We start from the raw sequence: 15,971 nt of genomic DNA, 5'->3' as shown, positions 1-15,971 counted from the left end.
TGTTGCGTAATTAGCTGAGGCCAGACAAGCCGTGACGGACGCCACTCCTGGTGTCCTCCATCACTAAGGGTTACCTTATTTACTTAAAAAATCACCGAAAGCCGCACGTGAGAGCGAGTTCCGGCCCCCTTCGCCCCTCGGCCCGGACCGCCGTCCGGCCCTCCGTAGACTCACCCGCATGAGTAACGACCCCGCAGTGGAGATCCGCGGACTGGTGAAGCGGTACGGTCCGAAAACCGCGGTGGACGGCCTCGATCTCACCGTCCGCAGGGCCTCGGTCACCGCCGTCCTCGGCCCCAACGGCGCGGGCAAGACCACCACCGTGGAGACCTGCGAGGGCTATCTGCGCCCCGACGCCGGCGCCGTGCGCGTCCTCGGCCTGGACCCGATCGCCGATGCCCCGGCCCTGCGCCCCCGGATCGGCGTGATGCTCCAGTCCGGCGGCGTCTACTCCGGCGCCCGCGCCTTGGAGATGCTGAGCCACATGGCGAGCCTCTACGCCGACCCGCTCGACGTCGCCGGCCTGGTGGAGCGCCTCGGCCTCGGCGGCTGCGGACGCACCCCCTACCGTCGGCTGTCCGGCGGCCAGCAGCAGCGCCTGGCCCTGGCCATGGCGGTCGTCGGCCGCCCCGAGCTGGTCTTCCTTGACGAGCCGACCGCCGGCCTCGACCCGCAGGCCCGCCGCGCGACCTGGGACCTCGTACGGGAGCTGCGCGCCGACGGCGTCAGCGTCGTACTCACCACCCACCACATGGACGAGGCCGAACAGCTCGCCGACGAGGTCGCCATCGTGGACGCGGGCAAGGTCATCGCCCACGGCAGTCCCGAAGTGCTCTGCCGGGGCGGCGCCGAGAACACCCTGCGCTTCACCGGCCGCCCTTCCCTGGACCTGGGCTCGCTGCTGAAGGCGCTGCCCGACGGCACGCAGGCCGCCGAGCTCGGCGCGGGCGTCTACCGGGTCACCGGAGAGGTCGACCCGCAGTTGCTGGCGACCGTCGCGTCCTGGTGCGCGCAGCACGGGGTGATGCCGGACAGCCTCACGGTGGAGCGGCACACCCTCGAAGACGTCTTCCTGGAACTCACGGGCAAGGAGCTGCGCGCATGAGCGCCGGTACGTTCACCCCCCGGCCCGCGGCCGCGCCCCTCTCCCGGATGATCCGGGCGCAAACCCTGCTGGAAACGCGGATGCTCCTGCGCAACGGCGAGCAACTGCTGCTGACCGTGATCATCCCGGCTCTGCTGCTGGTGCTGTTCTCGGCCGTCGACATCGTCGACACGGGCGCCGGCAGGTCCGTCGACTTCCTCGCGCCCGGGGTCCTCGCGCTCGCCGTGCTGTCCACCGCCTTCACCGGCCAGGCCATCGCCACCGGTTTCGACCGGCGCTACGGGGTGCTCAAGCGACTCGGGGCCTCGCCACTGCCGCGCCGGGCGCTGATGGCCGCCAAGACCCTTTCGGTGCTCGTCACCGAGGTGCTCCAGGTCGCCCTGCTCACGGTGATCGCCCTGGCGCTGGGCTGGTCGCCGCACGGGAACCCGCTCGCGGTCGCCGCGCTGCTCCTGCTGGGCACCGCCGCCTTCTCCGGGCTCGGGCTGTTGATGGCGGGCACCCTGAAGGCCGAGGCCACCCTGGCCGCCGCGAACCTGGTGTTCCTGCTACTGCTGGTCGGCGGCGGGGTCATCGTGCCGCTGGACAAGTTCCCGGACGCGGTGCGCTCCGTGCTGGAACTGCTGCCGATCTCGGCGCTGTCGGACGGCCTGCGCGAGGTGCTCCGGAACGGGGCCGCGATGCCCTGGGGCGACGCGGTCGTACTGGCCTGCTGGGCGGTGCTGGGCCTCGGCGCCGCCGCCCGCTTCTTCCGCTGGGAGTGAATCCCTTCCCCCGCGCGTTGTCCGGGCGACAGGATGGGCGCCGCCACACGGCAGCGACGCACACCAGGACGGGGGGCGGGGCATGGGACAGCGGGAAGCCGTTCTGCGACTGGACCAACAGTGGGCGAACATCCGCTCGGGGGCCGCGTACGCCGAGCCCGGCGAGGCGGACCGACTGCTCGCCGAGCTGATCGGCGCGCTGCGCGAGCCCGCCCGTACCGATGCCGAGTGCGCCGCGCGGCTGGGCCTGCGCCTGGGTGACCTCGCGGCCCGCCGGTTCGCCGCCGGCGACCGGGCGGGGGCGCTGTCCGCCGTCGAGGAGGCGCTCCGGCACGCCGGGGACGCGGCCGGGCACGACCCCGAGTACGCCCGCTGGTACGCCCGGGCGCTCGTCAACCAGGGTGTCTGGCTGGCCTGGCCGCTGAGCGACGGGGATCGGCTGCCCCGGTACCCGCTGGGCGCGGCCGCGGAGAACGGCCCGAGCCCCATGGAGCGGGCGGCCGGTGAGCGCGCCCGTGACGTGACCCGGGCCGCCGTCGAGGTCTGGGCCGGCCTCGACGGGCACGATCCCGTCAATCGGCGCGGGCTGGCGCAGTCCAAGGTGTTCCTCGGGGACCGGCTCGTCGAGCTGGGCTTCGCCGAGGACGCGGTGGCCTGGGCGGTGGACGCGGAGGCGGGCTTCCGCCGCATCCTGCTCTCCTCGCCGGGCCCGGAGGAGGCGGAGGAGGCGGAGGCGGCCCTGGACCACATCGGCCGCCAGTTGGAGCTGCGGCTGCGCCACCTGTCCTTCGACTCCCTCGCCCGGCTGCGCGCCGGGGGCCTGCTGCCCGAGCGACTGTTGCCCCGGGCCGTGGTGGCGGCCCGGATCCAGGGTGCCCGGGAGCCGGAGATCGCGGCCCGGCTGGGCCTGGAGGTCGAGCAGGTCGCCACGATGCTGGAGGTCACGCCCTGGCTGGCGGTGTGGCGGGTCGAGGTGCGCGGCGCCGACGGGCTGTGGTCCGTACAGGACCACCCCTGGCACGGCGCGTCCGAGGTGCGCGGCCGCACGGCCGAGGAGGTCGCGGCCGGGTTGGTCCGCGGGTTCCGGGCGTCGGCGCACTACCCGGGCGACGCCGGCTATTGGCGCGTCCGCGTGTGGTGGCAGGAGGAGGGCGATCCGGCGGCCGCGAAGTTCCGCCTGGTCATCGGCCCCGACGCACCCATGGGCACCCCCTCGTGAAACTTTGCACAAGGCGCGGCCTACGATAGGGGCCGTGTTGAACCCCTTCGCCTTCCTCGCCGGCCGCTGGACTCCGTCACCCCGGATCGTCCGGCGGGCCGCGTCCGCCGCGCTCCTCATGAGCGTGGTCATCGTCGTCACCGGTGGCGCGGTGCGGCTGACCGGGTCCGGTCTCGGCTGCGACACCTGGCCCAAGTGCACCGGCGACAGCCTGATCGTCACCCAGGAACAGGGATTCCACGGTGCGGTCGAGTTCGGCAACCGCATGCTGACCTATGTGCTCTGCGCTGCCGTCGGCTGGTGCATCCTCGCCGCCCGCTGCGCCGAGCCGTGGCGCCGTTCGCTCACCAGGCTCGGCTGGCTCCAGTTCGCCCTCGTGATGGGCAACGCGGTCCTCGGCGGCATCACCGTCCTGACCGGACTGAACCCGTACAGCGTGGCCGGGCACTTCCTGCTCGCCACCTCCCTGCTCACGGTCACGACGGTCACCTGGCAGCGCACCGCCGAAGGCGACGCCGCCCCCCGGCCCCGCGTTCCCGCCCCGCTGCGCAGGCTCTCCTGGGCACTGGTCGCGGCGACCCTGGTCCTGATCGCGGCGGGCACGGTGGTCACCGGTTCCGGCCCGCACGCGGGTGACAGCAGCGAGATCAGGCGGATGCCGTTCGACTGGGCGGCCACAGCGCACGTCCACGCCGTCTCCGCCTGGGTGGTGTGCGCCCTCGCGCTGGCCATGTGGCTGGTGCTGCGCGTGGCGGACGCCCCGGTCGACACCCGGGCCCGTGCCCGCGACCTGCTGGTCGTGCTGCTGGCGCAGGGCGCCGTGGGCTACGTCCAGTACTTCACCCACGTGCCCGAGGTACTTGTCGCCGTGCACATGCTCGGCTCGTGCCTGGTGTGGATCTCGGTGCTGCGCGTGGCGCTCAGCCTGCGCGAGCGATCGGTGGAGCGGGCGGACATCCCCGCCCAGGGCGACAGCCAGCTCTCCGCCGTCTGAGAGCGCCGAGGCCCGGCGGGGCCGCGAGCGGCTCAGGGCCGCTCGTCCAGCCGGTAGACCCGGCGGGCGTTGCCGGCCGCGATCATCGCCGCGACGCGGTCCGCGTCCCGCCAGGACCAGGCCCCGTCGCCGACCCAGCCGCTCAACACCCGGCCCAGCGCCTCGCGGAACACCAGGGCGCCCACCGCGTGCAGCTCGGGCAACTGCCGGCCCCCGCTGGAGAACAGCAGCTTGCCGAACGGCGCGAGCTCCAGCAGCTCGGCGAGGACCGCGGCCGCCCCCGCGCCGGTCCGCGCGAGGAGCGGCCCCAGGTCGGCGTGCACGTGCGGGAACGCCTCGGCCAGCCGGGCGGCGGCGCGGTGGTGCGGATAGCCGCCGAGCAGCACCAGCGGCGCGCCCAGGCCCGCGGTGGCCCGTACGAAGCCGGTCAACAACGCGGGGTCGGCGTGCTCGGGCCGCTGACCCGGCTCCCCCGCGCCGGTGTGCAGCTGGATCGGCAGTCCGGTCGCCACGGCGCTCCACAGCAGGTGCCGCAGGAGGACGGGGTCCCGTACGGCCCCGCCCTTGGCGCGGCCGGCCAGCCACCGTCCGGCGGCCCCGCGCACCTCACCCGGGTCGGGCGGCTCGGGCGCGTGGGCCAGGGCGGCGGGGTAGCGGGCGTCGGCCCCGCAGGTGAAGGCGACGGCCCCGGCGGCGGCGTGGTGGACGGCCCCGGCGAGGTTGGCGAGGAAGGCGGCGACGGTCCCGGAGGTGTCGGCGACCTGCTCGGCCAACGGCTCCAGCCGGACGAGCTCGAAGGCCTCCGCGTCACCGGCGCGGGCCAGCTCCTTGGGGGTGGTGAGGTCGCCGGGCACCCCGGTGTCGACGAGGTGGGCCCCGATTCCGGCGCCCCGCAGCAGCAAACGCCCCACCTCGACGACGCCGAGCTCGCGCCGACGGGCGAGGTAGCGGGCGGGCGCGCAGTGGGGTTCGAGCCCGAGCAGCGGCGGGCACCAGCGGCGCACGGCGAAGCCGGTCTGAGTGTCGAAGAAGGTGGTGCCCGCGGCGGCCGGTCCGGCCGAGCGGACCAGTTGAGCCTCGAAGGTACCGAGGCCCAACTCCGTGCGGAGCACTCCCTGGCAGTACTGGTCCACCAGGGGCGGCGTTTCGATCATCCGGGCATCCCGTTGCGGACGTGAGGAAGCGGCTTCCACACGTCCTAACGGGTGAGCGGCGCGCCAGGTGTTGCTCGCGCTCTTGACCGAGCCGCCCCCCTCGCCGTCCGCGGGGGGAACCCTCCGATCAGAGCTGGATGCCGGCCATGCGCGACCACTCGTAGGGGCCGGTCTTGACCCGGGCGGCGAACTCGCCGTCGAACTCCTCGTGGAGGGTCAGCCCGGCCTTCTCGGCGGCCTGCTCGGCCACCGCGTAGGTCGGGGCCACCAGGTCGCCCCAGCCGCCGTCCGTGCCGACGAGCACGATCCGGGTGCCGGCCTGGCCGATGTGCGCGAGCTGCCCCTCGGCGCCGCCGTGCCGCGCGGCGAACGCGCCGATCTGCTTCGCCAGCTTCGCGGCCTTGCGATCCTGCTTCTTGCTGTCTGCGGTGGTGTCTGCCATGGACGGCATGCTACCGGCGGGTAATGGGCGGAGGAAGCGTCAGCGGAGGAAGGGATCGACGGCCACGGCGACGAAGAGGAGCGACACATAGGTGATCGACCAGTGGAACAGCCGCATCTCCTTGAGCTTGGCGCCCGTCACGCCGGCCTTGGCCCGCGCGTTCAGCCCGTGCGCCTCCCACAGCCACCAGCCGCCCGCCAGCAGCGCGACCGACGTGTAGAACCAGCCGGTGTAGCCCAGCGGCGTCAGCAGCAGGGAGACGGCCACCATCACCCAGCTGTAGAGGACGATCTGACGGGCCACGACCTTGTTGCCCGCGACGACCGGCAGCATCGGCACGCCGACCCGCGCGTAGTCGTCCTTGACCTTCATCGACAGCGGCCAGTAGTGCGGCGGCGTCCAGAAGAAGATGACGAGGAAGAGGATGACCGCGGCCCAGGAGACCTCGTTCTTCACCGCCGACCAGCCGATGAGCACCGGCATGCAGCCCGCGATGCCGCCCCAGACGATGTTCTGGGCGGTGCGCCGCTTCAACAGCATCGTGTAGACGACGACGTAGAAGAGGAGGGCGCCGAGCGAGAGCGCGGCGGACAGCCAGTTGATCAGCAGCCCGAAGAACAGGGTCGACAGGACGCCGAGGGTGATGCCGAAGACCAGGCACTCGCGCGGACTCACCATGCCGGTGACCAGCGGGCGCTGCGACGTCCGGTCCATCAACGCGTCGATGTCGCGGTCGATGTACATGTTGAGCGCGTTGGCGCCGCCGGCCGAGAGGTAACCGCCGAAGCAGGTCGCGAGGACCAGCCACAAGGGCGGCACGCCCTGTTCGGCCAGGAACATCACCGGCACTGTGGTGATCAGCAGAAGTTCGATGATCCGCGGCTTGGTCAAAGCCACGAAAGCCATGACCCTGGCCCCGAACGGCCGGTGACCGGGAGGGCTCCCAAGCACCCCCGCTGGACGGGATTCGACGGCCGTCACGCACACCCCTGACAGAGAATTCAGCGAGCCGCGGGCAAGGGGCCCGGCAAGGCTCGCACGTACCACGCCACTCTAGACGTTGCCCTCACCCCGCCCGGCCCCGGGGTCGCCTCGTGTTGAGCCGATCGGCCCGAGCCCAGGTGAACAGCAGTCGCCGACCAGGCGACGCACTATCGGCACTCGAATAGTGGCAGGCCGTCTCGGGGGTAGGCTCGGAATCGCGCCGGTGCACCGTTCGTCACCGGGAAACAACATGTGGAGAGGAGCCCTGACTCACGGTGAGCACCAAGCCGACCACCACAGAGCTCGAGTGGACCGAACTGGACCAGCGGGCCGTCGACACCGCCCGCATCCTGGCCGCGGACGCGGTCCAGAAGGTCGGGAACGGCCACCCCGGAACGGCGATGAGCCTGGCCCCCGCGGCGTACACCCTGTTCCAGAAGGTCATGCGCCACGATCCGGCGGACCCCCAGTGGGTCGGCCGCGACCGTTTCGTGCTCTCCGCGGGGCACACGTCCCTCACCCTTTACACCCAGCTCTACTTCGGCGGCTTCGGCCTGGAGCTGGACGACCTCAAGGCCTTCCGCACGTGGGGCTCCAAGACGCCCGGTCACCCCGAGTACGGCCACACGGCCGGCGTCGAGACGACGACCGGCCCGCTCGGCCAGGGCGTCGCCAACGCGGTGGGCATGGCCATGGCCGCCCGCTACGAGCGCGGTCTGTTCGACCCGGACGCCGCCCCGGGCACCTCCCCGTTCGACCACATGGTCTACGCGATCGCCGGTGACGGTTGCCTCCAGGAGGGCATCTCCCACGAGGCGTCCGCCCTGGCCGGCCACCAGAAGCTCGGCAACCTGGTGCTGCTGTGGGACGACAACCACATCTCCATCGAGGGCGACACGGAGACGGCAGTCTCCGAGGACACCCTCAAGCGCTACGAGGCGTACGGCTGGCACGTCCAGCGCGTCGCCCCGAAGGAGAACGGCGACCTCGACCCGAAGGCGCTCTTCGAGGCCCTCAAGGCGGCGAAGGCCGAGACCCGGCGTCCGTCCTTCATCGCCATGCGCTCGATCATCGCCTGGCCGGCCCCGGACGCCCAGGGCACCGAGGCCGCGCACGGCTCGGCCCTCGGTGACGACGAGGTCGCCGCCACCAAGCGCGTCCTCGGCTTCGACCCGGAGAAGACCTTCGACGTCTCCGACGAGGTCATCGCGCACACCCGCCAGGCGCTGGACCGCGGCCGCGAGGCCAAGGCCGCCTGGGAGAAGGACTTCTCCGCCTGGCGCACCGCCAACCCCGAGCGCGCCGCCGAGTTCGACCGCATCGAGGCCAACGAGCTGCCCGCGGGCTGGGAGGACAAGCTCCCCGTCTTCGAGCCCGGCAAGGGCGTCGCCACCCGCGCGGCCTCCGGCAAGGTGCTCCAGGCGCTCGGCCCGGTCATCCCGGAGCTGTGGGGCGGCTCGGCCGACCTGGCCGGCTCCAACAACACCACCATCGACAAGAACTCCTCGTTCCTGCCGGAGGGCAACCCGCTGCCGGAGGCCGACCCGTACGGCCGGACCATCCACTTCGGCATCCGCGAGCACGCCATGGCCGCGTCCATGAACGGCATCGCGCTGCACGGTCACACGCGCGTCTACGGCGGCACCTTCCTGGTGTTCTCCGACTACATGCGCAACGCCGTGCGCCTGTCGGCGCTGATGCACGTGCCGGTCACCTACGTGTGGACGCACGACTCGATCGGCCTCGGCGAGGACGGCCCGACCCACCAGCCGGTCGAGCACCTCGCCTCGCTGCGCGCCATCCCGGGCCTGAACCTGGTCCGTCCGGCCGACGCGAACGAGACCGTCGTCGCCTGGCGCGAGATCCTGCGCCGCCACACCAAGGTCTTCGGCAAGGGCGCCCCGCACGGCCTGGCGCTGACCCGTCAGGGCGTGCCGACGTACGAGCTGAACGACGACGCCGCCAAGGGCGGGTACGTGCTCTTCGAGGCGACCGGGCCCGAGGGTGGGGACACCGCGCCCGAGGTCGTCCTCATCGGCACGGGCTCCGAAGTCCAGCTCGCCGTCGGCGCCCGCGAGGCCCTGCAGGCCGAGGGCATCCCGACGCGCGTGGTCTCCATGCCGTCCGTCGAGTGGTTCGAGGAGCAGGACCAGGCGTACAAGGACAGCGTGCTGCCGCCCTCCGTCCGTGCCCGCGTCGCGGTCGAGGCGGGCATCGGCCTGACCTGGCACCGCTACGTCGGTGACGCGGGCCGCATCGTGTCGCTGGAGCACTTCGGTGCCTCGGCCGACGCGAAGGTGCTGTTCCGTGAGTTCGGCTTCACTCCCGAGGTCGTCGCCGCCGCCGCCCGCGAATCGATCGCCGCCGCCGCGCGCTGACGCCCGTACCCGACCAGTAGGAGATGCAATTCCAATGACAGACGCACTCAAGCGCCTCTCCGACGAGGGCGTGGCGATCTGGCTGGACGACCTGTCCCGCAAGCGCATCACGTCCGGCAACCTGGCCGAGCTGATCGACCAGCAGCACGTGGTCGGTGTCACCACCAACCCGTCGATCTTCCAGAAGGCCATCAGCCAGGGCGACGGTTACGACCAGCAGCTCTCGGACCTCGCCGCCCGCAAGGTGACCGTCGAGGAAGCCATCCGCATGATCACCACGGCGGACGTCCGCGACGCCGCCGACATCCTGCGGCCGGTCTTCGACGCGACCGAGGGCCAGGACGGCCGGGTCTCGATCGAGGTCGACCCGCGCCTCGCCCACAACACGAAGGCGACCGTCGCCGAGGCCAAGCAGCTCGCCTGGCTGGTGGACCGCCCGAACACCCTGATCAAGATCCCGGCGACCATGGGCGGTCTGCCGGCGATCACCGAGGTCATCGGCCGGGGCATCAGCGTCAACGTGACGTTGATCTTCTCGCTGGAGCGCTACCGCCAGGTCATGGACGCGTACCTGGCGGGCCTGGAGAAGGCCAAGGCCGCGGGCCTGGACCTCTCCCAGATCCACTCGGTGGCCTCCTTCTTCGTGTCCCGCGTGGACACCGAGATCGACAAGCGCCTGGACGGCATCGGCACCGACGAGGCGAAGGCCCTCAAGGGCAAGGCGGCGCTGGCCAACGCCCGTCTGGCCTACGAGGCGTACGAGGAGGTCTTCTCCTCCGAGCGCTGGGCCGCCCTGGACAAGGCGCACGCGAACAAGCAGCGTCCGCTGTGGGCCTCGACCGGCGTGAAGGACCCGGCGTACAAGGACACCCTGTACGTGGTGGACCTGGTCGCGCCCGGCACGGTCAACACCATGCCGGAAGCCACTTTGGAGGCCACCGCCGACCACGGCGAGGTCAGCGGCGACACCATTCGCGGCACCTACGAGCAGGCGCGCGGCGAGCTCGACGCGATCGCGAAGCTGGGCATCTCGTACGACGATGTGGTCCAGCTGCTTGAGGACGAAGGCGTCGAGAAGTTCGAGGCGTCGTGGAACGACCTGCTGAAGTCGACCCAGGCGGAGCTTGAGCGCCTCGCCCCCGCGGAGGACTGAGTATTTTGACGGTGAACGGAGCGAACCCGCTTCGTGACGCACAGGACCGGCGGCTCCCGCGCATCGCGGGGCCGTCCGGCCTGGTCATTTTCGGCGTTACGGGTGACCTGTCGCGCAAGAAGCTGATGCCCGCCGTCTACGACCTCGCCAACCGCGGCCTGCTGCCGCCGGGCTTCTCGCTGATCGGGTTCGCCCGGCGCGAGTGGCAGGACGAGGACTTCGCCCAGGAGGTGTACGAGGCCGTCAAACAGCACTCGCGCACCCCCTTCCGCGAGGAGGTCTGGCAGCAACTGGTCCAGGGCTGCCGGTTCGTCCAGGGCGAGTTCGACGACGACGCGGCCTTCGAGACCCTCAAGGCCACGATCGAGGAACTCGACAAGGCGCAGGGCACGGGCGGCAACTTCGCCTTCTACCTGTCGGTCCCGCCCAAGTTCTTCCCCAAGGTGGTCCAGCAGCTCAAGGACCACGGTCTGGCGCAGAAGGAGGGCTCCTGGCGGCGTGCCGTCATCGAGAAGCCCTTCGGCCACGACCTCAAGAGCGCCGAGGAACTCAACAAGGTCGTCCACGAGGTCTTCCCCCGTGACGAGGTCTTCCGGATCGACCACTACCTCGGCAAGGAGACCGTCCAGAACATCCTGGCGCTCCGCTTCGCCAACACCATGTTCGAGCCGATCTGGAACCGGTCGTACGTCGACCACGTGCAGATCACGATGGCCGAGGACATCGGCATCGGCGGCCGGGCCGGGTACTACGACGGCATCGGCGCGGCCCGTGACGTCATCCAGAACCACCTGCTCCAGCTGCTGGCGCTGACGGCGATGGAGGAGCCCGGCTCCTTCCACCCCAAGGCACTGGTGGCCGAGAAGCTCAAGGTGCTGACCGCCGTGGAGCTGCCGGAGGACCTGGGCAAGCACACCGTGCGCGGCCAGTACTCGGCGGCGTGGCAGGGCGGCGAGAAGGTCGTCGGGTACCTCGAAGAGGACGGCATCGACCCCAAGTCGAAGACCGACACCTACGCGGCCATCCGGCTGGAGATCAACAACCGCCGCTGGGCGGGCGTCCCGTTCTACCTGCGGACCGGCAAGCGCCTGGGCCGTCGGGTGACCGAGATCGCGGTCGTCTTCAAGCGGGCCCCGTACCTGCCGTTCGAGTCGGGCGCGACCGAGGAGCTGGGGCAGAACGCCCTGGTCATCCGGGTCCAGCCGGACGAGGGCGTGACGGTGCGTTTCGGTTCGAAGGTTCCGGGCACCTCCATGGAGGTCCGCGACGTGACGATGGACTTCGCCTACGGCGAGTCCTTCACGGAGTCCAGCCCCGAGGCGTACGAGCGGCTGATCCTCGACGTCCTGCTGGGTGACGCGAACCTCTTCCCGCGCCACCAGGAGGTCGAACTGTCCTGGAACATCCTCGACCCGATCGAGGAGTACTGGGACAAGCACGGGAAGCCCGCGCAGTACCCGGCGGGTACCTGGGGGCCGGTCGAGGCGGACGAGATGCTCGCACGAGACGGACGGAGCTGGCGCCGGCCATGAAGATCGACCTCACGGAGACCACCTCCAGCAAGATCAACGCCGCGTTGGTGCAGGCGCGCCGGGACATCGGCACGCCTGCCATCGGCATGGTCCTCACGCTGGTGATCGTGACCGACGAGGAGAACGCGTACGACGCGCTCAAATCGGCGAACGACGCGTCCCACGAACACCCTTCGCGGATCATCGTCGTGGTCAGGCGGGTCAGCCGCTCCCCCCGCAGCCGTCGTGACGCCCGCCTCGACGCGGAGATCCGCGTCGGGACGGACGCGGGCACCGGCGAGACGGTGGTGCTGCGCCTGCACGGTGAACTGGTCCACCACGCCCAGTCGGTGGTTCTCCCGCTCCTCCTGCCCGACGCCCCCGTGGTGGTCTGGTGGCCGGAGGGGGCTCCGACGGACCTCGCGGGCGACCCGTTGGGTGCGCTCGGCCAGCGTCGGATCGCGGACACCTACTCCTCCGAGAACCCCATAGGCGCCCTCGGCGCCCGGGCGCAGGCGTACGCGCCGGGCGACACGGACCTGTCCTGGACCCGGATCACGCCCTGGCGCTCGATGCTGGCCGCGGCCCTGGACCAGCAGGCGGTGTCGGTGGTGTCCGCCACCGTCGAGGGCGAGGACGAGAACCCGAGCTGCGAACTGCTGGCCATGTGGATGGCGGACCGCCTGGGCGTGCCGGTGACCCGCGCGCTGTCCCAGGGTCCGGGCCTGACCGCCGTGCGCATGGAGACCAAGGACGGCCAAGTCGTCCTGGACCGCGCGGACGGCGCCCTGGCGACGCTGTGCATGCCGGGCCAGCCCGACCGTGCGGTGGCGCTCAAGCGTCGCGAGACGGCCGAGCTGCTGGCGGAGGAGTTGCGCCGGCTGGACCCGGACAACACCTACGAGGCCTCGCTGAAGTTCGGCGTGGGGCGGCTGGAGGCGGCCCCGGCCGCGTCCGCCGAGGCCCCGGCCGCGGCGGACGCCGCCCCGGCGGATGCCCCGGCGGCCAAGCCCGCCGGCAAGGCCGCGGCGAAGAAGGCCACGGCCAAGCAGTGACGTTCCACGGCCGCCGGCCGGACCCCCTCGCGGGGGTCCGGCCGGCGGCCGATCCATTTCCGTCCGGCGCCGTCGACACGGCGCCGGGTACGTCCGGCACGAGCGAGAAGGCGGCACTCACATGGGTATGACGACTCCCCAGGTCGTCGTCCACCGGGACAAGGAACTGATGGCACAGGCCGCCGCGGCCCGGCTCATCACCAAGGTCGTGGACGCGCAGGCGGCCCGCGGCAGCGCCTCGGTGGTGCTGACCGGCGGCCGCAACGGAAACGGGCTGCTCGCCGCGCTCGCCGCGGCCCCGGCCCGGGACGCGATCGACTGGTCCCGGCTGGACCTGTGGTGGGGCGACGAGCGCTACGTCCCCGCCGACGACCCCGAGCGCAATCACGTACAGGCCCGGGAGGCGCTCTTGGACGCCGTCCCGGTCGATCCGGCGCGCGTCCACGCCATGCCGGCCTCGGACGGCCCGTACGGGGCGGACGTGGACGCGGCGGCGGCGGCCTACGCCGAGGAGCTCCGCAAGGCCGCGGGGCCCGAGGACCACGGTCCCGTCCCCCGCTTCGACGTGCTGATGCTGGGCGTGGGCCCGGACACGCACGTGGCGTCCCTGTTCCCGGAACACCCGGCGGCGCGCGAGAGCGACCGCACGGTGGTCGGGGTCCACGGCGCCCCCAAGCCGCCGCCGACCCGGGTCTCGCTGACCCTGCCGGCGATCCGGGCCGCCCGCGAGGTCTGGCTCCTGGCGGCGGGCGAGGACAAGGCGGGGGCGGTGGCCATCGCGCTCGGCGGCGCGGGCGAGGTCCAGGCCCCGGCAGCGGCGGCCTACGGGCGCAGCCGCACCCTGTGGTTGCTGGACCGCGCGGCGGCGGCCAAGCTGCCCCCGGGCCTCTACCCGCCGGCTTCGGCTTGACCGACGACCCGCGGCGGGGGCCGGGGCCACTGCGGCCCCCGCCCCCGCTCCCTCCGGCGGATCAGGCCCGGCCGCGCAGCTCCCGGTAGGTGATCACCAGCGCCCGGGTGGACGGGTCGAGGTCCTCCGTGTGGGAGCCGTCGACCAGGGCCGGCTCGATCCGCTTGGCCAGCACCTTCCCCAGTTCCACGCCCCACTGGTCGAAGGAGTCGATGTTCCACACCGCGCCCTGGACGAACACCTTGTGCTCGTAGAGGGCGATCAGCTGACCCAGTACCGCCGGCGTCAGCTCGTCCGCCAGGATCGTCGTCGTCGGGTGGTTGCCCCGGAACGTCTTGTGCGGGACCAGCGCCTCGGGGACGCCCTCGGCCCGCACTTCCTCTTCCGTCTTGCCGAAGGCCAGCGCCTGGGTCTGCGCGAAGAAGTTCGCCATCAACAGGTCGTGCTGGGCCTTCAGTTCCGGCTCCAGTTCCGCCACCGGACGGGCGAAGCCGATGAAGTCCGCGGGGATCATCCGGGTGCCCTGGTGGATCAACTGGTAGTACGCGTGCTGCCCGTTGGTGCCGGGCGTGCCCCAGACCACCGGGCCGGTGTCCCAGTCCACCGGCTGTCCGTCCCGGTCCACGGACTTGCCGTTGGACTCCATGTCCAGCTGTTGCAGGTACGCCGTGAAGCGTGAGAGGTAGTGGCTGTAGGGGAGCACCGCGTGCGACTGCGCGTCGAAGAAACCCCCGTACCAGATGCCGAGCATGCCCATCAGCAGCGGCGCGTTGCGCTCCGGCGGCGCCGTACGGAAGTGCTCGTCCACGGTGTGGAAGCCGCCCAGCATCTCCCGGAAGGCGTCCGGGCCGATCGCGATCATCAGCGAGAGGCCGATGGCGGAGTCGAAGGAATAACGACCGCCGACCCAGTCCCAGAACCCGAACATGTTGGCCGGGTCGATGCCGAACTCCTCGACCTTCTCGGCGTTGGTCGACAGCGCCACGAAGTGCCGTGCCACGGCCGCGTCTTCGCCGCCCAGTCCGGCCAGCAGCCAGGTGCGCGCCGAGGTGGCGTTCGTGATGGTCTCGATCGTCGTGAACGTCTTCGAGGCGATGATGAACAGCGTCTCGGCGGGGTCCAGTTCCCGGACCGCCTCGTGCAGGTCCGCGCCGTCCACGTTGGAAACGAACCGCAGGGTCAGCCCGCGGTCGGTGAAGGCGCGCAGCGCCTCGTAGGCCATCGCCGGACCGAGGTCGGAGCCGCCGATGCCGATGTTGACGACGTTCTTGATGCGCTTGCCGGTGAAGCCGGTCCACTCCCCCGAGCTGACCTGCTCGGAGAAGGCGGCCATCTTGTCGAGGACGGCGTGGACGGCGGGCACGACGTTCTCGCCGTCCACCTCGACCACCGCGTCCCGGGGCGCCCGCAGGGCGGTGTGCAGGACCGCCCGGTCCTCCGTCGTGTTGATCTTCTCGCCGCGGAACATCGCGTCGCGCAGCTCGGTCACGCCCGTGGCGGACGCCAGTTCGCGCAGGAGCGCCAGTGTCTCGTCGGTGACGAGGTGCTTCGAGTAGTCGATGTGCAGGTCCCCGACCCGCAGGGTGTAACCGGTGCCCCGGTCCGGATTCGTCTCGAACAGCTCCCGCAGATGCGTCTGACCCAGCGCTTCCCGGTGCTTGCCGAGTGCCGACCACTCGGGCGTCCGGTTGAGCCTCGTCCTGCGGCTGTCTGCGTTCATCTCGGACATCAACCCACTTCTTCCGTCCTGTTGTGCCCCGCCACGCCCCAACTTAAGGGATGTGAAGGGGGACAACGCGCACAAAGGGGCCCGGCCCGCGGGATTGTCTCTCCCGCGGGCCGGACCCCGATCCACTCTCAAGTGCGACGGCGAGGGCCGACTCTCAGATCTCGCCCCGGAGTTTGGCCAGCGCCTCGGCGAGGATCGCCTCGCCGTCCGCGTCGGTACGCCGCTCCCGCACGTACGCCAGGTGGGTCTTGTACGGTTCGGTGCGCGGCGGCGCCGGCGGGTTGTCCCGGTCCTGGCCGGCGGGGAACCCACAGCGCGGGCAGTCCCAAGTGTCCGGGACCTGCGCGTCACTGGCGAAGCTCGGCTGCGTCTCGTGCCCGTTCGAGCACCAGAAGGAGATGCGCAGGCGGGGCGCGGATTCGCCGCGCTCGGCCTCGCCCATCGGCCCCGCTCCGACCCGACTTCCACGGATCGCGTTGCCACTTGCCACGGTCGTAACTCCCTGCCTGATGGTGCCGCGGAGCGTGAGGGGTATTCCGCTGCGGGCGCCCAAGTCTACGTAAGGCCGGGCGG

General features: G+C 71.6%; 14 protein-coding genes. 9 read left to right on the top strand and 5 right to left on the bottom strand.

Features of this window, described 5'->3' with window-relative positions; translation table 11 throughout:
• The first annotated feature begins 178 nt into the window (after nucleotides 1-178).
• The 4 genes from ACV7NM_RS24160 (at nucleotide 179) to ACV7NM_RS24145 (ending at nucleotide 4,082) form a co-directional block, all read left to right on the top strand.
• Nucleotides 179-1,105 (top strand): ABC transporter ATP-binding protein, encoded by a 927-nt coding sequence (locus ACV7NM_RS24160; RefSeq protein ID WP_463412234.1) that lies wholly within the window; start codon nucleotides 179-181, stop codon nucleotides 1,103-1,105.
• Nucleotides 1,102-1,869 carry an ABC transporter permease gene (locus ACV7NM_RS24155; protein WP_463412233.1) on the top strand — a complete coding sequence of 256 codons (768 nt, stop codon included), beginning with the start codon at nucleotides 1,102-1,104 and terminating at the stop codon, nucleotides 1,867-1,869. The genes ACV7NM_RS24160 and ACV7NM_RS24155 overlap by 4 nt, the downstream gene beginning before the upstream one ends.
• An 82-nt stretch (nucleotides 1,870-1,951) precedes the next feature.
• Nucleotides 1,952-3,088 carry a hypothetical protein gene (locus ACV7NM_RS24150; protein WP_463412232.1) on the top strand — a complete coding sequence of 379 codons (1,137 nt, stop codon included), beginning with the start codon at nucleotides 1,952-1,954 and terminating at the stop codon, nucleotides 3,086-3,088.
• A gap of 4 nt (nucleotides 3,089-3,092) precedes the next feature.
• Nucleotides 3,093-4,082, top strand: coding sequence for a COX15/CtaA family protein (locus ACV7NM_RS24145; RefSeq protein ID WP_463412231.1), 990 nt, complete (start codon nucleotides 3,093-3,095; stop codon nucleotides 4,080-4,082).
• Between the two features lie 32 nt (nucleotides 4,083-4,114).
• On the opposite strand, the gene ACV7NM_RS24140 is transcribed toward ACV7NM_RS24145, so the two are convergent.
• The 3 genes from ACV7NM_RS24140 to ACV7NM_RS24130 all read right to left on the bottom strand — a co-directional run bounded on the left by ACV7NM_RS24140 (nucleotide 4,115) and on the right by ACV7NM_RS24130 (nucleotide 6,665).
• Nucleotides 4,115-5,236, bottom strand: a complete 1,122-nt coding sequence (locus ACV7NM_RS24140; RefSeq protein ID WP_463412230.1) for an amidohydrolase family protein — start codon at nucleotides 5,234-5,236, stop codon at nucleotides 4,115-4,117.
• A gap of 127 nt (nucleotides 5,237-5,363) precedes the next feature.
• Nucleotides 5,364-5,678: a hypothetical protein gene (locus ACV7NM_RS24135; protein ID WP_463412229.1), complete on the bottom strand. Its 315-nt coding sequence runs from the start codon at nucleotides 5,676-5,678 to the stop codon at nucleotides 5,364-5,366.
• Nucleotides 5,679-5,717: 39 nt separating this feature from the next.
• Nucleotides 5,718-6,665 carry a heme o synthase gene (locus tag ACV7NM_RS24130; RefSeq protein WP_463412228.1) on the bottom strand — a complete coding sequence of 316 codons (948 nt, stop codon included), beginning with the start codon at nucleotides 6,663-6,665 and terminating at the stop codon, nucleotides 5,718-5,720.
• A 272-nt stretch (nucleotides 6,666-6,937) separates the two neighbouring features.
• Here ACV7NM_RS24130 and tkt point away from each other — a divergent pair, with 272 nt between their 5' ends.
• The 5 genes from tkt to pgl all read left to right on the top strand — a co-directional run bounded on the left by tkt (nucleotide 6,938) and on the right by pgl (nucleotide 13,669).
• A complete protein-coding gene (tkt, locus tag ACV7NM_RS24125) occupies nucleotides 6,938-9,040 on the top strand; it encodes a transketolase (protein ID WP_463412227.1) in 2,103 nt (700 codons plus the stop codon).
• 34 nt (nucleotides 9,041-9,074) lie between these two features.
• On the top strand, nucleotides 9,075-10,193 hold the full coding sequence (gene tal, locus ACV7NM_RS24120; RefSeq protein WP_463412226.1) for a transaldolase: 1,119 nt from the start codon (nucleotides 9,075-9,077) through the stop codon (nucleotides 10,191-10,193).
• Nucleotides 10,194-10,195: 2 nt separating this feature from the next.
• Complete coding sequence (gene zwf / locus ACV7NM_RS24115; protein WP_463414049.1) at nucleotides 10,196-11,725, top strand: glucose-6-phosphate dehydrogenase; 1,530 nt, start codon at nucleotides 10,196-10,198, stop codon at nucleotides 11,723-11,725.
• Nucleotides 11,722-12,759, top strand: coding sequence for a glucose-6-phosphate dehydrogenase assembly protein OpcA (gene opcA / locus ACV7NM_RS24110; RefSeq protein ID WP_463412225.1), 1,038 nt, complete (start codon nucleotides 11,722-11,724; stop codon nucleotides 12,757-12,759). Before zwf ends, opcA begins: the two co-directional genes overlap by 4 nt.
• A gap of 127 nt (nucleotides 12,760-12,886) precedes the next feature.
• On the top strand, nucleotides 12,887-13,669 hold the full coding sequence (gene pgl, locus ACV7NM_RS24105) for a 6-phosphogluconolactonase (protein ID WP_463414048.1): 783 nt from the start codon (nucleotides 12,887-12,889) through the stop codon (nucleotides 13,667-13,669).
• 61 nt (nucleotides 13,670-13,730) lie between these two features.
• Here the strand turns inward: pgl and pgi are convergent, their stop codons facing one another.
• Both pgi and ACV7NM_RS24095 read right to left on the bottom strand, forming a co-directional pair.
• Entirely contained in the window at nucleotides 13,731-15,389 is a 1,659-nt protein-coding gene (pgi, locus tag ACV7NM_RS24100; RefSeq protein ID WP_463414047.1) for a glucose-6-phosphate isomerase, read from the bottom strand.
• A gap of 163 nt (nucleotides 15,390-15,552) precedes the next feature.
• The gene (locus tag ACV7NM_RS24095) at nucleotides 15,553-15,888 is read right to left on the bottom strand and encodes an RNA polymerase-binding protein RbpA (protein WP_007263454.1); all 336 of its coding nucleotides are present in this window, start codon (nucleotides 15,886-15,888) and stop codon (nucleotides 15,553-15,555) included.
• Nucleotides 15,889-15,971: the final 83 nt, after the last annotated feature.

Source organism: Streptomyces sp. Tek67B01, from assembly GCF_055231995.1.
The sequence above is the reverse complement of the archived record's forward strand: the minus strand, read 5'-3'. Positions and strand labels throughout refer to the sequence as shown.